Here is a 16,137-nt window from a genome sequence, read left to right as displayed (position 1 = left end):
ACCGTGGCCTGGAATGCTGTAATCCTGATGAAATTACGATGATGTGGAGCACGGGAGGCTTCGGGTGGACGGCGGATCTCCTGAGCCGCTCGGGCTCGAAGTGCTGGGGCCGTTACGGGCGCGGCGGGGCGGGACACCGCTGGATCCGGGTCCGGTCAAACGCCAAGCCGTGCTGGCCGCCCTGGCGTTGCGCCAAGGGTCCGTGGTGAGTCATGAGCGGCTGCTCGACGCGGTGTGGGGTGAGGAGCCTCCGGCGGGCGGACGCAAAGTGCTGCCCACACACGTCAACTCGCTGCGCAGGGCGCTCGATCCGGAAGGCACCCCGCCTGCGGAGTCGGTGATCCGCAGCGGCAAGGGCTGGTACCGCTTCGCCGTCGAGGAGGTCCGGCTCGACACGGCGGACTTGGACGAGCAGGGTGCCCGGGCACTGCGCACCGTCGCGTCGGGTGATCTGACCACCGCCGCGGACCAACTCTTAGCCGCCATCGGGCTGTTCCGGGGCGAGCCACTGGCCGGACTGCCGGGCCCCTTCGCGCAGGAGGAGCGGCAGCGGTGGGAGGAGCGCCGACGGACGTACCGTCTGGAGCGGCTCAAGTGCCTGGTCCTGCTGAGGCGGTACGACGATGTCCTCGACGACCTGAGCGGGCTGGCGGCGTCTTCGGTGGACGACCGCTACGACGAGTCGCTGACGGCCCTGCGCATCCGGGCCCTGTACGGCCGCGGACGGCAGGCCGAGGCGCTCAGAGCCTTCGAGGATCTGCGCGTACGGCTCCGTGACGAGCTCGGAACCGATCCCGGTGAGGAATTGCGCCGGGTGCACGAAGCAGTGCTGAACCAGGACGACTTCCTTCTTCTGTCTTCGTCCACCTCGGTCCGATCCACACCCCGCGCGAGTGCCCGGCCCGCCGAACTCCCGCACGACACACCGGGTTTCGCGGGTCGCACCGGCGAACTCGACCGACTCCACTCGATGCTCACCCCCGCGCGGGAGCAGGGGGCGGAGAATGCGAACACCGTGGTGATCTCCGCCATCGGTGGCGCCGCGGGCATCGGCAAGACCGCTCTGGCCGTGCACTGGGCGCACCAGGTCCGCGACCGCTTCCCGGACGGCCAGCTCTACATCAACCTGCACGGCTTCGACCACGACCGGCAGCCCCTCGGACCCGGCGAGGCTCTCGAACTGCTGCTGCGCAGCCTGGGGTTGACGGCGTCGGACATCCCACCGGACCACGAAGCCCAGGGCCGCCTGTTCCGGACCCTGCTCGCGGGCCGGCGCCTGCTCGTCCTGTTGGACAACGCGGCCTCGGCCGAGCAGGTACGGCCGCTGCTGCCGTCCGGCCCGACCTGCTGTGTCCTGGTCACCAGTCGCAACCGGCTCGGCGACCTCGTCGCCCGCGACGGCGCCCGCGCCCTGCCCCTGGACCTCCTCCAGCCCGACGAGGCCCGCGCACTGCTGAGCCGGGCCCTCGGCGCGGACCGGGTCGCCGCCGATGAGCGCGCGATCGACGACCTGGTCCGGCTGTGCGGAAGCCTTCCGCTGGCGCTGCGCTTGGCCGCCGCCAGGCTGGCGGGCGATCCGGTGCTCCGGACGGCCGACCTCGTCGCGGAGATGACGGAGGGCAGTCGGCTGGAGGCGTTGGAACCGGACGGTGGGAGCGGTTCCCCGTTGCGTACGGCCTTTTCCGTGTCGTACCGGGTCCTGGCGCCCGGCGCACGCCGGCTGTTCCGCCTGCTCGGCTTGTTCCCGGGAGCCGAGTTCACCACCGAGGTCGGGGCGGCCCTCCTGGACGCGCCGCTGTCACAAGCCCGCCGCCTGGTCGGCGCACTGACCTCGGCCCATCTGCTGGAGCCGGCGACGGAGGGACGGTACCGGTTCCACGATCTCCTCCGTGAGTTCGCGCAGGAGTGCGCGCTGGCGGAGGAGACGGCACCGGACCGGGCAGCCGCCCTGGAACGGCTCCTCGTCTGGTACCTGAACGCCACCCGGACCGCCGCGGGAGCCGGGCACTTTCCGGAGCTGCCCGTCGGTCTCCGTCTCCGCGGCCGCCTGGACCTGCCTTCGGCCACCGCGGCGAGACCATGGCTGGACGCGGAACGGGCGAATCTGCTCGCCGTCATCAACCATGCCGCCCACCACGGGCCCCGCCCCGTCGCCTGGCACCTGACCTCCGCGCTGTTCACCGACTTCTGGATCCATCTGCCACGGAAGACCTGGCAGGCCACGGCGCACACGGCACTGGACGCGGCCGAGGCCGAAGGCGACGTGTTCGGCCAGGCAGCGATGCACTGCAGCCTCGCGGGGGTGTGGTGGGACCGGGGGTATGTCCGCGAGGCGATGGAGCACGCCACTCGCGCGCTGGACATCAGCCGGAAGGTCGGTTGGGCGATGGGTGAGGCGGCGGGGCTCGGCCACAGAGGCTTCGGGTACTGGAGCATGGCGCGCCTCGACGAGGCGTACGACGATTTCACCGCCGGTCTGCGGATCTTCCGGGAGATCGGGAGCCGCTACTTCGAGGGATACGGCCTGGTCGCCCTCGGTATGGCCTGCCGGGATCTGGGCCGGCTGCACGAGGCCGCGGACCACCTGGAACGCGGCGTCGCCCTTGAGGCGGAGGTCGGTTCGTGGAACGCCGGCTCGGCCCTGCAGGTCCTGGGCGGGGTGTACTGGGAACTCGGCCGTCTCACCGACGGACTCGACCTCCTCGGCCCGGAGGTGGCCTCCGGCAGGAGAGTCGGTTACCGCAACGGCCACGCGATGATGCTCGACGCCATTGCGAAGATCCATGTGGAACTCGGCCGCCACAGCGAAGGGCTGGAACTCGCCGAGCGAGCTTTCACCCTGCTTTCTCTTGAGGACACCAAACGCCCCTTCCGGTCCGGCATCCTCAACACGATCACCGCCGCCCGCCGGCGCCTGGGACGGCTGGACCAGGCACTGCAGGCCGGCGAGCAGGCTCTCGCCCTGGCCCGCGAGGCGCGGTTCCGACGGCCCGAGACGGACAGCCTACTGGCCCTCTCCGCCGTCCACAGGCAAGCGGGCCGCCACGACAAGGCCCGCGCCCACGCCGAACAGGCACTGGCGCTGGCCCGCCGTCACTCGTTCCGCGTGGTGGAGGGCCAGGCCCTGACGGCCCTGTGCGAGACGGCGGAGGCCGAGGAAGCACACGGCACGGCCGTCGGGCTCGGCCAGGAAGCCCTCGCTGTACACCGAGAGACAGGCCACCGGCTGGGCGAGGCCCGCACCCTCATGGCACTCGCCCGCGCCCACCGGAACACCGACGGCGCCGCCGCCGAGCTGATGAGGGAACAGGCAGGGGCCGTCTTCGCGGACATCGGCGTGCCCGAGAAGGAGTACGGGGATCCCGACTGGTGACGTCTTCCTCGCCTGAGCCCATCGGTCTGGTAACGGCGCGACCCGGAGCTTATGCGTCTGCGAGCCCGCCGGAGCACCCATCATCGCGGCGGCGTTCCGCACCCCTGCCGTCTCACGACACCTGCTCGTACTCCTCTCGCCAGGCGCTGAGGCGGAGCTGCGCCGTCGCTTCCCAAGCTGAGAGCGCGAGTCTGGACCGCGCGCGCCAGGGCGTCGGACCCTGAGGCAACCTAGCGCTGCCGCTCTTCGTCGGACGGGCCGACAGATCAACGCGGCCTCCTCGGAGAAATGTCCGGCGCGAACCATCGTGCCCAAAGCCCGTGGGGGCGCGTCGGCCTGGCGACCGGCCCGCGTCCACAAGGCGTGTGGGCTGTTCCATGGCGCACACGGCCCGAGCGCGCGGAGGTTCTCTACCAGACGACTGCGGGCGTGTGCTGTGCGCGAGTGGCCCTTTCCAGCCAGACGCTCGAATGTCGGCAGCAAGTCCGCGTTGACGGCGCGTGCCTCCTCGTACTCGCCAAGCTCGTGCAGGGTCTTGGCGATGCCAACCGCCGCGTCGAGCGCCTCAAGGGAGTTCTCCCCCGACACCCGTGGCCGGCATCGTCGTCCGGTGATCCCTGCCGAGTCGTCGCTCACCACCTGGTGTTCGGACTGGGGACGCGTGGGCTCAGGCACGTGTACGTGAGGTGCGGGAGCGGGGAGTGGCCGCGCTGTCCCGTGCCCGCGGGGGCCCCACGACCGTGTCGCGGAGGGCCCCCGTGGTGTCGCCGCCGCCGGCACGGGTCAGCGCAGGCGGTCCTTGGCCTTGTAGTAGGCGCCGCCGAAGGGCAGGAACCAGGGGGTGCCGTTGTAGAAGGGGACGGGGACCTTGGGGAAGCCGAGGCCGCGCAGGGGGTTGGCCTCCGGTTTGCCGTCCATCATCTCGGCGACGGCACGGCCCATGTAGGTGGCCATCTGGACGCCGTGGCCGCAGTACCCCATGGAGTAGTACAGGCCCTTGGCCCCTTCGGCCTCGCCGGCGTGCGGGAGGCGGTCCCAGGAGAAGCCGACCATGCCGCCCCACACGTAGTCGATGCGCACGTCGGCCAGCTGCGGGAAGATCTCCGCCATCTCCCGCTTCAGGATGTCGCCGCTCTTGACGTCGGAGGCAGGGTTGGAGGGGGCGAAGCGGGCCCGGCCGCCGAAGGCGAGTCGGTTGTCGGGGGTGAGGCGGAGGTAGTGGCCGATGTTCTTGGAGTCGACCACCAGGCGGCCGTTGGGGATCAGTTCGCGGGCGCGTTCCTCACCGAGCGGTTCGGTGACGATGATGAAGCTGCCGACGTTGATCAGCCGCTTGCGGAACCAGGGCAGCGCCTTGTCGGTGTAGGCGTCGGTGGCGGCCATGACCTGCTTCGCACGGATGGTGCCGTGCAGCGTCTCCACGTCGAATCCGCCGCCGGAGAGGCGGGTCAGACCGGTGGCGGCGTTGCGCTCGTGGATCTCGGCTCCGGCGCGTTCGGCGGCCTCCGCCATGCCGTGGACGTACTTGCCCACGTGCAGGGCGGCGCTGAGCGGGTCGAGCAACGCGCCGTGGTAGTAGTCCGAGCCCAGTTCCGACTTCAGCTCGCCGCGGCTCAGCAGCTGCGTCTCGTGGTCGAAGTTGTCGGCCAGGTCGCGCTGGGTGGCCTTCATCGCCTCGAAGTGCTGCGGCTTGTACGCCACGCCCAGGCGTCCGGAGCGGTCGAAGTCGCAGTCGATCTTCTCCGTGCGGGTGATGTCCTCGACGACGTCGACCGCCTCGCGGAACACGTTGTACAGCTCTCGGGCGCGCTCCTGGCCGAAGCGCTTGCGGGCCTCGCCGACGCCGATGGTGATGCCCTGGGTGCACATGCTGCCGTTGCGCCCGGAGGCGCCCGAGGCGACCTTGTCCTTCTCGACGAGGACGACACGGGCGCCCTTGCGGGCGGCGTGGTAGGCGGTGGACAGACCGGTGAGGCCGCCACCGATGACCACCACGTCCGCCTCGTCGGGCAGGTCCTTACCAGACCTGTCGGGCAGGGCGGGTGCGGTGTCGAGCCAGTAGGGGATCTGCTTCATGACGTGCGTCCTCTGTGTTCTGTCTCTGTGTGCTTCGGTCCCGGCCGGTCAGCAGCCGAGCAGCTTCGGCAGGCCCGTCATGTCGGTCAGCTCGTCGTAGGGCTGGTAGTCGGCGCTGCCGGGGCGGCCGTAACGGTTGATCCACACACGGCGCTTCAGGCCGAGGTCGCGGGTCGGGATGTGGTCGTACTCCCAGCCCTGGGCGGTGTGGATGACCTGCGACGGCTCGACGCCCATGGTCTTGAAGGCGTGCTCGAAGGTCTGGCGGTCCGGCTTGTAGGCGCCGGCCTGCTCGGCGGTGATGACGTAGTCGAAGTCGACGCCGATGTTCTCGACGTTCCGGGCGATCAGGTTGTCGTCGCTGTTGGTGATGATCGCGATCTCGTACTTCGTCTTGAGCGCGCGCAGGGCGTCCGGGACCTCCGGGAAGGGACCGAAGGTGGGGACGGCCTCGACGAGGGCGTCACCGTCGGAGGTGCGGTACTCCAGGCCGTGCAGGCGCATGGCCATCTGCAGGCTGGAGTGCAGGATCTCGTGGTAGGGGCGGTAGGCCTCCAGGACGGCCTGGAAGCGCATGACGCGGAAGTCGTCGAGGAACTCGTCGACGTCCAGGTTGTCCAGGTCCAGCCGGTCCTCCAGAACCTTGAGGGTGGTGGGGCCGAGCTGGAAGTCGACCAGGGTGCCGTAGGCGTCGAAGGTGACGATCTCTCGCATGGTTCTTGGCTCCGATTCGAGGGTTCTCAAGGGGAGTTGAGAGCTTCAGACGACGCGTTCACCGGGGGCGACGATCGCGTCGAGCGCGGCCAGGTCGGCCGCGTCGGGGGTCCAGTCGGCCGCCGCCGCGTTGGCTGTGACCTGCTGAGGGGTCATGGCGCCGCAGATGACGGAGCCGACGGCGGGCAGGGCGGCGAGTCCGCCGACGGCGACCTGGAGGAGGGTCAGGCCGCGCTCGGCGGCGTATGCGGTAAGTGCTTCGACGCGGTCGAGGGCCTCGTCGGTGAGCCACCCCTGCCGCCAGGACAGGCGGCTGCCGGCCGGGGGCTGCTCGCCGCGCCGGTACTTGCCGCTGAGCAGGCCGTTGGCCAGCGGATAGTACGGGAGCAGGCCGATGCCATTGCGCAGGCAGGCGGGGATCAGGGCGTTCTCCACGCCACGGTCCAGCAGGTGGTAGCGGGCCTGAGTCGACACGAAGGCATCGGACAGGTCCTCGGCCGGGAGGTTGGAGCAGCCGATGTACCCGATCTTGCCCTCGTCGACCAGTTCCCGCAGAGCTGCGATCGTCTCGTCGAGCGGAGTGACGCCGTCCGGCTCGTGGTACTGGAACAGGTCGATCCGGTCGGTGCCCAGGCGGCGCAACGACGCCTCCACGGCGTACCGGATGTAGCCCCGGGTGCCGCGCGGGCCGTACAGATCGGCCTCCCGGCCCATCTCCATGCCGAACTTGGTGGCCAGCAGGACCCCGTCCCGGTGTCCCTTGAGGGCGGCGCCGAGGAGCCGTTCACCGTCGCCGCGCGCGCCGCCGCTCTCCCCGAACCCGCCGTACACGTCGGCGGTGTCGAACAGGGTGACGCCGGCGTCGAGGGCCGCGTGGACGACGGCCTTGGTGCCGTCCTCGTCGAGGCGGGAGCCGAAGTTGTTGCCGCCCACGCCGACCACCGAGACGACCGGCCCGCGCTCACCGAGCGTGCGATACCTCATGGCCGGCTCCCGAATCCGATGCAGACGTTCTTGGTCTGCGTGTAGCTCGCCAGCGCTTCGAGACCCTTCTCCCGGCCCCAGCCGCTGTGCTTGTAGCCGCCGAAGGGGAGCTCGACGCCGGTACCGACGCCCGTGGCGTTGACGTAGACCTGGCCGGCCCGGATGCCCTCGGCCAGGCGCATCGCCTTGTCGATGTCGCGGGTCCAGACGTAGGAGGACAGGCCGTACGGGCTGTCGTTGGCGATGTCCAGGGCCTCGTCGGCGTCGTCGAAGTCGATGACCGTGACGACGGGGCCGAAGATCTCCTCGCGTGCGCAACGGGACTGGTTGGTCAGGCCGGTGAGGACGGTCGGCTCGATGTAGTAGCCCTCGGCCAGGGCGGGGTCGGACGGGGCGCCGCCGCCGACACGGACCGTCGCTCCTTCCTGGCGGGCGAGATCCAGGTAGCCCAGGACCCGGTCGCGCTGGCGGGCGGCGACCAGCGGACCGATGTCCGGGTCCGTGAGGCCGGGACCGACGCGCAGGGTGGCGATCTTCTCCGCCAGCCGCTCCAGGAAGTCCTCGGCGCCGCGCTGGAGAAGCAGCCTGGTGCCCGCCGAGCACATCTGTCCGGCGTTGCTGAACGACGCGCCCAGGATCGCCTTGAGCGCCAGGTCGTAGTCGGCGTCGGCGAAGACGACGAAGGGCGACTTGCCGCCCAGCTCCGTAACCGACGGCACCACGTTGGCTGCGGCCGCCTGGGCGACCTTGATGCCGGTCGGCACCGAACCGGTGAAGGTGACCTGGTCGATGTCCGGGTGCCCGGCGAGGGCCGCGCCGGTCTCGCCGTCGCCGGGGACGACGTTCAACACCCCGGGCGGAAGGCCGCATTCCAGAGCGATCCTGCCGATCTCCAGCGGGGTGAGCGGTGCCTCCGGGGAGGGCTTGAGGACCACCGTGCAGCCCGCCGCCAGCGCCGGGGCGGAGCCCCTCGCGGTGTTCTGGAGCGGGTAGTTGAACGGGATGATCTGACCGGAGACACCGATCGGCTCACGCACGGTGTAGTCGATCAGACCGGGACCGAGCGGGATCGTGGAACCGCCCAGCTTGTCGGCGAAGCCCGCGTAGAACTCGAAGTAGCGGGCGGCGGACTCCACGTCCGCCTTCGCCTGGGCCAGCGGCTTGCCGACGTCCTGGCTCTCCAGCCGGGCCAGACGTTCGCCCTGGTGGCGGATCGCCTCAGCGATCCTGTAGAGGATCCGGCCTCGGTCGGCTGCCCGCATCCGGGCCCACTCGGGAGCGGTGAAGGCCGCCCTGGCCGCCGCCACCGCCTGGTCCACGTCGGCCGGACCGGCCAGCGCCACCTGGGCGATGGCCGTCCCGTCCGACGGGTCGAGGACGGTGAAGGTACGGCCGTCGGCGGCCGGGACCTGCTTGCCGTCGACGAGCAGCGACTGCGTGTCGATGGTCATGGCCGGATCTCTCCCTGCACCTCGCCGAAGATGACCACCTCGTCGCCGGGGCGCACCGTGCGGATCCTGCGCACCCACAGCACGACGCCGTCCTGCGGGGCACGGACCTCCTCCAGCTGGTTGCCGTAGTGGTCGACGATGTGGGCGATCAAATCGCCTTCCTTGCAGGTCTCGCCCGGCTCGGCGTGGCCGAGGAAGAAGCCTCCGGCGGCGGAGCGGGCGAAGGTGCCGGAGACCGTCGTATACGTGTCCCGCAGCTTCGCGTCGCCGTCGATCATGCCGAGCCGGCGCATGATGTTGTGGATCGAACTGATGTGCAGTTCGACGTTGGACTCGCGGTAGGTGCCGCCGCCCGCCTCGATGGTGATCGCGGGCTTGCCGGCCGCCAGGGTGGGGTGGCGGACCGTGCCGCCCCACTTGCCGCCCTTCCACACCAGGTCGTGGCCGGCCGCGAGGGCGAGGTCGGTGGCCAGGTCCTCGTAGCCGCCCTGGAGGATGACGAGCGGGGCGATCTCGCCGAAGGTGCCGCCGGTGTGCAGGTCGACCAGGGCGTCGATGGCCGGAACGACCTGCTCGACGAAGGTGGCGGCCAGGCGCAGGGAGTACGAGCCGTCCGCGTCACCCGGGAAGATGCGGTTGAGGTTGAGGTGGTCCAGGCCGCTGGTGCGGGCGGCCGCCTCGAAGGCCGGGGTGTTCATGCAGGGGATGCCGACCAGCGTGCCGCGCAGGGTGGCCGGGTCGACCTCGGCGAGGACGCGGCGGATGGACTCCTGGCCGTCGTACTCGTCGCCGTGCACGCCGGCGTCCACGCACAGCACGGGACCGTCCTGGGCACCGTTGACGACGATCAGCGGGATGCCGAGCTCCACGCCGTAGCTGCTGGTGCCGACCGGGATGAGGCCCTGGGCGCGCTCGCCGGGGGCGACGGTCAGCGGACCGATGGAGTACATCAGAAGGTTCCTTTCGGATGCGGGTACATGCGGGTACAGAGGCGTGGGTCAGAGGCGGGTGGACGCCTCATCGAGGGTCGCGGCGAGGATGTCGGCGATACGGTCGAGGAGGTGCCGGTCGCTGATCAGCGGGGGTGCGATCTGCACCAGCGGGGCGGCGCGGTTGTAGACACGGGCCAGGAGGCCGGCCTCGCGCAGCCGCCGCGGGATCAGGTCGGCGATCAGGTCGGCACGGGCGGTGTCGCTGAAGCCGCCGCCGTCGAGGTCTCCGACGAGCTCGCAGGCGTAGAAGAATCCGGCGCCGCGGACGTCACCGACGATCGGCAGGTCGGCGAGGGAGGCCATGCGCTGTGCGAGGTGGTCCTGGTGGCCGCGGACGTTCTCCAGGATCCGGTCCCGCTCCATGATCTCCAGGCTGCGCAGGGCGATGGCCGCGCTCAGCGGGTGACCGGCGAAGGTGTACCCGTGGTTGAGGACGGCGCCCGGCCGGTTGATGACCTCGACGACCCGGTTGCTCACCAGAGTCGCGCCCATGGGGGCGTATCCGGCGGTGATGCCCTTGGCGACGGTGACGATGTCGGGGCGGGCGCCGTACCGGTCGCCGCCGAACCACTCCCCCAGCCGCCCGAAGGCGGTGATGACCTCGTCGGCGACGAGGAGGAAGCCGTACCGGTCGGCCAGGGCGCGCAGACCCGGCCAGTAGCCGTCGGGTGGGGTGATGCAGCCGCCCCGGTTCTGCACCGGCTCGGCGATCAGCATCGCGATCGTCTCCGGGCCCTCGTCCAGGACCGCGGCCTCCAGCTCGGCGAGCAGCCGGGAGGTGTACGTCTCGTCGTCGATGTATTCGGGGTATTCGGGGTATTCGGGCGCGAGACCGAAGCGGTTGGTGTTGGACACGAACCGGGTCTCGATCGCGCCGGGGCCGTAGGGATCGCGCAGCCCGGAGTCGTCGGTGAGGGACAGGGCACCGATGGTCAGCCCGTGGTAGGCGCCACGGCGGGAGATCGCCTTCACCCGGCCCGGTTCCCCGCGCAGGGCGTGGTAGCGGCGGGCGATCTTCCAGGCGGTCTCCACCGCCTCCGCCCCGCCGCCGGAGAAGAAGGTGGCCTCGACGTCGACCGGCGCGATCCGGGAGAGCCGTTCGGCGAGTTCGATGGCCGTCGGGTGCGCCGAGGAGGACCACAGCGGGCTGAAGCACAGTTCGCGCAGCTGCTTGTCGGCGGCCTCGGCGAACTCGGGGGCGTAGGAGTAGCCGAGCTGGCAGCAGTACAGGCCGGACAGGCCGTCGATGTAGCGTCGGCCGTCGGCGTCGTCGACGTACGGGCCTTCGCCACGCTGGACGACGAAGAGGTTCTCTCCCTCGGGGCCGAGGGAGCCGTTGGGGGTCATGTTGAGCAGGAGGTGTCTGGCCGCGGTGGCGGACAGATCCCCGGTGCGGGTGCGGGTGCTGGTGCTGGTGCTGGTGCTGGTGCTGGTGCTGGTGCTGGTGCTGGTGGTCATGATGCGGTCTCACTTCCGGCGGACAGGCCCAGTCCGGGTTCTGTGGGCAGCAGGCCGTCCTGCTTGCCGGAGCCGCTGAGCTTGCGGACCACTCCGACCAGGGCGAGGGCCACGACGGCGACCGCGATGAGGATCGCGCTGACGGCGGTCACCGACGGGTCGACGTTGTACTGGAGGACGTTGAACACCTGCACGGGCAGGGTCGTGGTGTCCACGGAGGACAGGAACTGCGAGATGAAGAACTCGTCGAAGCTGGTGATGAAGGCGAAGATGCCGGCGGCGACCATGCCGGGCATGGCCAGCGGGAGGGTGATCCGCCGCCAGACGGTCAGCCGGCTCGCGCCCATGCTGGCCGCCGCGTCCTCCAGCCGTTCGTCGATGCCCTTCAGGGTGGCCATGAGGATCATCACGGCGATCGGTGAGGCCAGCACCGTGTGGCCCAGCGCGATGGCGATCGGGCTGCCGAGCATCGCGGCCGGCTCGAAGAGCAGGAACAGACCGAGGGCGACGACGACTTGGGGGATGACGAGGGGGGCGAGGACCAGGCCGTAGACCGCCGAACGCAGCGGGAGTTCGCTGCGGACCAGGGCCGTTGCCGCCGTCATGCCCAGGATGAGCGAGAAGACGGTGGTCATGGCGGCCACCAGGGCGCTGAGCGAGAGGGCGGCGGGCCACTTGCTGCCCTCGGCGAACAGCTGCGTGTACCAGCCGAGCGTCCAGGAGTCCGGCGGGAAGGAGCCGAAGGCGACCTTGCCGAAGGAGGTGACGACGATGACGACGATCGGCAGCGCGAGGAACAGCAGGATGAGGGTGGAGAAGGCGGCCAGCGTGATCCGCCCGGCCAGGGTGGAACGGAGCTCGATCATGACGCCGTACCCCGGTTCCTGAGGGCCTCGCCGGCCGACTGCAGCACCTTGAGCAGCAGGAGTCCGGCGAAGGTGAGGAGCAGCAGGATGATGCCGAGCGCGGAGGCGCCGTTCCACTGGTTCTGCTTCATGACCTGCTCGTCGATGAGCGAGGCGACCATGGTCTGCTTCTCGCCGCCCATCAGGGCGGGGGTGAGGTAGTAGCCGAGGCAGAGGATGAAGGACAGGACACCGGCATTGACCAGGCCGGGGGCGACCAGGGGGATGTAGACCCTGCGGAAGATGGTGATCCGGCCGGCGCCCATGCCGGCCGCGGCGGCCATCAGCCGGCGGTCGATGCCCTTCATGACCGCGTACAGCAGGAGCACCGTGTACGGCAGCATCACGGCGGTGGTGCCGATGACGACGCCGATCTCGTTGTAGAGCAGCTGGAAAGGTGCGCCCGGGAAGTGAAGGTCCGTCAGGACGTTGTTCACCACGCCGTTGTCACCGAGCAGGATGATCCAGCCGTAGGTGCGCACCAGCGCACTGATGAAGTGCGGCACCACCACCACGATCATCGCCAGGCCCGCCCACAGCGGCTTGAGCCGGGAGATCGCCGCGGCCAGCAGGAAGCCGATGACCAGGGCCAGCAGTGAGGTCTCGAAGGAGATCCGGAGTGTGGTGAGCAGGATCTCCAGGTTGGCGCCCTGGAAGGCGTCCGTGTACCAGTGGAGCGTGAAGGCGCCGTCGTCGCCCTTGAGGCTCAGCATCAGGGTGCTGAAGATCGGGTAGACGAAGAGGATCAGCAGGTAGAGGACGACGGGGGCGGCGTTGAGCAGTCCGAAGCGGGTGCGCCGGTCGGACAGCGAGACGCGGCTGGGTCGCTTCTTGTGGGGCACCGGGGCTGCGGAGCCCGATAGGGGAGCGAGTACGGCCATGGCCCTCAGCCCCCGTCTTTGACGTCGGGGAAGACGCTGACGTTGTCGGGGTCCGCGGTGAGGCCGATGCGCTCGCCGGGGGCGGGGGCGCGGCCGGCGGGAAGTTCCAGCCGGACGAGTTCGGTTTCCGCGCCGCCGACGGGGCGGACCGTGACGCGTACCAGGGTGCCGACATAGGTGACCGTCTCGACGGTCCCGGTACAGAACCCCTCGTCGGGCGGACACAGGGCGAGCCGGCCGGGCTGGACAGCCGCGCGGACCCGTGCGCCTTCGACCGCCGCCTGCGGGCGGGCCTTGAGCAGCCCGCCGCTGTCGAGGCGTACGAGGGCGTGGCCGGACGTCTGCTGTTCCAGCTGCCCCGGGAGGAAGTTGGCGGCCCCGAGGAAGTCGGCGACGAACGGGGTCCGGGGGCGTTCGAAGAGTTCCCGAGGGGTGTCGAACTGGTCGATCCGTCCGTCCCGCATGACCGCGATCCGGTCGGAGAGGACAAGGGCCTCCTCCTGATCGTGCGTCACATAGATGACGGTCAGGCCGAGTTCCTGCTGGATGCGCTTGATCTCGGTCTGGAGCTGGTCGCGCAGCTTCTTGTCGAGGGCGCCGAGCGGCTCGTCCATGAGAATGACCGGCGGCCGGTAGACCAACGCCCGGCACAGCGCGACGCGCTGCTGCTGGCCGCCGGAAAGTTCGCGCGGACGGCGGCGGGCCATCGCGGACAGGCCGGCCATCTCCAAAGTCTCGCCGACGCGGCGGCGCTGCTCCGCCTTCGGTACGCCGCGCAGTTGCAGCGGGAACGCGACGTTCTCCCAGACCGTCATGTGCGGGAAGAGCAGGTACTGCTGGAAGACGAAGCCCAGGCCGCGCTTCTGCGGGGCGAGACGGGTCACGTCGTTGCCCCCGACGACGACGGAGCCGGAGTCGGGCTCGCAGAACCCGGCGACCATCATCAGGGTGGTGGTCTTGCCGGAGCCGGAGGAGCCCAGGAAGGTGACGAACTCGCCCGCCGCGATCTCCATGGAGACCTCGTCGACGGCCGTGACGCCGCCGTAGGTTTTCCGAAGCCGTGTCACGGACAGGGGTTTTCCGCTGCCGGTCAGGGTCTCGGGCACGGCGAGCGAAGGCATCACGTCGGTCTCAGGCATGCGTCCACTCCTGCCAGCGCTTGGACACGGCGTCCTGGTTCTTGATCCACCACTCGACGTCCAGGTCGAAGCCGGACTCCAGGTGCTCGGGCGAGCTGCCCAGGTTCGAGGCAGTGGTGGTGGAGAGCTTCTTGTAGGCGCCGGGCACCGACGGGGCCATCGGGTAGATCTCGGCATAGGCGGCCTGCACCTCGGGCCGCAGCGCGAAGTCGATGAGCTGGTAGGCGGCGTCGAGGTTGGCCGCGCCCTTGGGGATGCCGAGGGCGTTGCTCTGCCGGCGAGCGCCGTTCCACTGGTAGGCGAGCGGGGCGCCGCCCTTGATCAGGGCGTCCAGGCGGCCGTGCCAGACGCTGGAGGCGTCGACCTCCTTGCGGCCGAGGAGCACGCCGGGCAGGGCGCCCGTGTCCCAGAACTTGCGGACGTGCGGCTTGATCTCGCTGAGGACCTTGAAGGCGCGGTCCACGTCCAGCGGGTAGAGCTGGTCCAGCGCCACGCCGTCGGCGAGGAGCGCGAACTCCAGCTCGGGCAGGTCGGCGTCCAGGGCCTGCAGGGCACGGTTGCCGGAGAAGGTCTTGGTGTCCCAGAAGTCGGCCCACGAAGCCGGCTTCCGCCCGTCGAAGGCATCCGTGCGGTACGCCATCACGCTGGCCCAGTAGTTCTTGCCCACCGCGTTGGAGGCGACCAACGCCTTGGCGATACCGGCGCTCTTGAAGTTCTTCAGCCGGTCGTAGTCCAGTTCTTCGGTGGCGTCCTGCTGCTTGAAGAGCACGAAGTCGGCCATCGAGTCGTCGATGACGTCGAACTGGGGGCGGCCCTGCTTGATCTGGGCGAGCATCTGGGCGTACTCGATGTTCACCACCTTGACCTGGATGCCGGTCTCCTTGGTGAACGGGTCGTAGATCGCCTGCTGGTTGGCGTCGCCGTACGAGCCGCCGCTGTTGCGGACCACGAGCGTCTTGGAGCTTTTGCCGCCGCTGCCGACGGACCGGCTGGTGCCGGTTCCGCAGGCGGTCAGCGAGGTGGCGGCTACGCCTGCGGCGATGCCGCCGACGCCGCGCAGGAACACTCTGCGGTCTATACGTGAGTCCTTCACCGGGGGCCTCCTGGGGATGCGGTACGAGGGGACGGGAGGTAGCGCGTGCTGGGGGGGGCTCGTTCTTTCGCGTGCGGGGCTTCGTGGCGGGGGGTGGAGTCAGAGGGGAGCCGGGGCCGCGATGGCGGCGAGTTCGGCGCCGGGGGCGACGGTCAGGCCGCGCATGCCGTAGAAGATCCGGCCTGTGGCCGGGGTGTGGACCTTGTGCTCCTGGCCGTCGGCCGGGTCGATGACGTGACCGATGACCTGGCCCTCACTCACGTCGTCGCCGGCAGTGAACTCGGGGTACCAGAGGCCGGTGGCCTCGGCGGTGACGCCGGCGGCCCAGACCCACGCGCGGACGGTCGTCGAGTCCTCGGGCCTGCTGTCCAGGACACCGAGTCGGCCCAGCACTCCGTACAGGCCGCCGACGAGTCGTCGGGCGGTCTCCGGATCGCGTTCGCCGAGTTGGCCGGTCTCGACGAGGATCGCCGGGATGCCCTGGCGGGCGGCGGCTGCGTGGCTGTTGCCGCCCTCGGCGTTCAGGCCGAGGATGACGTCGTCGATTCCGAGGGCGCCTGCCATGCCGGCGGTCTTGGCGTCGAGTTGGGGGTCTCCGGTGAGGCGGTAGCCGACGAAGTCCTTGAGGACCTCATCAATGCCGCCGGAGTGGAGGTCGATGTAGGCGTCGACGCCATCGAGGAGGTTGGCGAAGAGCCAGGCGGCCAGCCGCTCGGTGGGGCCGCCGTCGGAGTCACCGGGGAAGACACGGTTGATGTTGACGCCGTCCAGCGGGGAGACGCCGAGCCGTCCCTGGTACACGGCCGGCGGGTTGGCGACCGGGCACACGATGACCTGGCCGTGCACCTCGCCGGGCTCCAGCAGGGCGGCGAGCCGGGTGGCCGCGTCGACGCCGGTGAACTCGCCGCCGTGCACGCCCGCCGTGATGAGGACGCGGGGGCCCGGGTGAGCGCCGTTGACCAGGGTCAGCGGGACGTCCACGGTGAGGGTGCCGAGGCTGACGGGGACGCTGCCACGGGTCTTGGTGCCGGGCTCGGCGCTCAGGGCGCCGACGGAAAGGGTGTTGGTCAT

At 70.2% G+C, this 16,137-nt stretch carries 12 protein-coding genes; 1 reads left to right on the top strand and 11 read right to left on the bottom strand.

All coding sequences use genetic code 11. The features are described 5' to 3' along the window. Nucleotides 1-43: 43 nt before the first annotated feature. Nucleotides 44-3,373, top strand: coding sequence for a BTAD domain-containing putative transcriptional regulator (locus AB0D34_RS30025; RefSeq protein WP_362666904.1), 3,330 nt, complete (start codon nucleotides 44-46; stop codon nucleotides 3,371-3,373). A 783-nt stretch (nucleotides 3,374-4,156) separates the two neighbouring features. On the opposite strand, the gene AB0D34_RS30020 is transcribed toward AB0D34_RS30025, so the two are convergent. The 11 genes from AB0D34_RS30020 to AB0D34_RS29970 all read right to left on the bottom strand — a co-directional run bounded on the left by AB0D34_RS30020 (nucleotide 4,157) and on the right by AB0D34_RS29970 (nucleotide 16,137). Further along, entirely contained in the window at nucleotides 4,157-5,449 is a 1,293-nt protein-coding gene (locus AB0D34_RS30020) for an FAD-binding oxidoreductase (RefSeq protein WP_362666901.1), read from the bottom strand. 48 nt (nucleotides 5,450-5,497) lie between these two features. Then, on the bottom strand, nucleotides 5,498-6,163 hold the full coding sequence (locus tag AB0D34_RS30015) for a haloacid dehalogenase type II (protein ID WP_362666898.1): 666 nt from the start codon (nucleotides 6,161-6,163) through the stop codon (nucleotides 5,498-5,500). Nucleotides 6,164-6,208: 45 nt separating this feature from the next. After that, the gene (locus AB0D34_RS30010; protein WP_362666895.1) at nucleotides 6,209-7,147 is read right to left on the bottom strand and encodes an aldo/keto reductase; all 939 of its coding nucleotides are present in this window, start codon (nucleotides 7,145-7,147) and stop codon (nucleotides 6,209-6,211) included. After that, nucleotides 7,144-8,598 (bottom strand): aldehyde dehydrogenase family protein, encoded by a 1,455-nt coding sequence (locus AB0D34_RS30005; RefSeq protein ID WP_362666892.1) that lies wholly within the window; start codon nucleotides 8,596-8,598, stop codon nucleotides 7,144-7,146. The genes AB0D34_RS30010 and AB0D34_RS30005 overlap by 4 nt, the downstream gene beginning before the upstream one ends. Further along, nucleotides 8,595-9,548 (bottom strand): M14 family metallopeptidase, encoded by a 954-nt coding sequence (locus tag AB0D34_RS30000; protein ID WP_362666889.1) that lies wholly within the window; start codon nucleotides 9,546-9,548, stop codon nucleotides 8,595-8,597. Before AB0D34_RS30000 ends, AB0D34_RS30005 begins: the two co-directional genes overlap by 4 nt. Nucleotides 9,549-9,596: 48 nt before the next feature. Continuing rightward, nucleotides 9,597-11,048: an aminotransferase class III-fold pyridoxal phosphate-dependent enzyme gene (locus AB0D34_RS29995; RefSeq protein ID WP_362666886.1), complete on the bottom strand. Its 1,452-nt coding sequence runs from the start codon at nucleotides 11,046-11,048 to the stop codon at nucleotides 9,597-9,599. Further along, nucleotides 11,045-11,914, bottom strand: coding sequence for an ABC transporter permease (locus AB0D34_RS29990; RefSeq protein ID WP_362666883.1), 870 nt, complete (start codon nucleotides 11,912-11,914; stop codon nucleotides 11,045-11,047). The genes AB0D34_RS29995 and AB0D34_RS29990 overlap by 4 nt, the downstream gene beginning before the upstream one ends. Continuing rightward, complete coding sequence (locus tag AB0D34_RS29985) at nucleotides 11,911-12,795, bottom strand: ABC transporter permease (protein ID WP_362666880.1); 885 nt, start codon at nucleotides 12,793-12,795, stop codon at nucleotides 11,911-11,913. Before AB0D34_RS29985 ends, AB0D34_RS29990 begins: the two co-directional genes overlap by 4 nt. A gap of 44 nt (nucleotides 12,796-12,839) precedes the next feature. After that, on the bottom strand, nucleotides 12,840-13,973 hold the full coding sequence (locus AB0D34_RS29980) for an ABC transporter ATP-binding protein (RefSeq protein WP_362666878.1): 1,134 nt from the start codon (nucleotides 13,971-13,973) through the stop codon (nucleotides 12,840-12,842). Then, the gene (locus AB0D34_RS29975; protein WP_362666875.1) at nucleotides 13,966-15,066 is read right to left on the bottom strand and encodes an ABC transporter substrate-binding protein; all 1,101 of its coding nucleotides are present in this window, start codon (nucleotides 15,064-15,066) and stop codon (nucleotides 13,966-13,968) included. The genes AB0D34_RS29980 and AB0D34_RS29975 overlap by 8 nt, the downstream gene beginning before the upstream one ends. A gap of 99 nt (nucleotides 15,067-15,165) precedes the next feature. Next, complete coding sequence (locus tag AB0D34_RS29970; RefSeq protein ID WP_362666872.1) at nucleotides 15,166-16,137, bottom strand: succinylglutamate desuccinylase/aspartoacylase family protein; 972 nt, start codon at nucleotides 16,135-16,137, stop codon at nucleotides 15,166-15,168.

Source organism: Streptomyces sp. NPDC048420, assembly GCF_040651535.1.
In the GTDB taxonomy this organism is placed as follows: domain Bacteria; phylum Actinomycetota; class Actinomycetes; order Streptomycetales; family Streptomycetaceae; genus Streptomyces.
The sequence above is the reverse complement of the archived record's forward strand: the minus strand, read 5'-3'. Positions and strand labels throughout refer to the sequence as shown.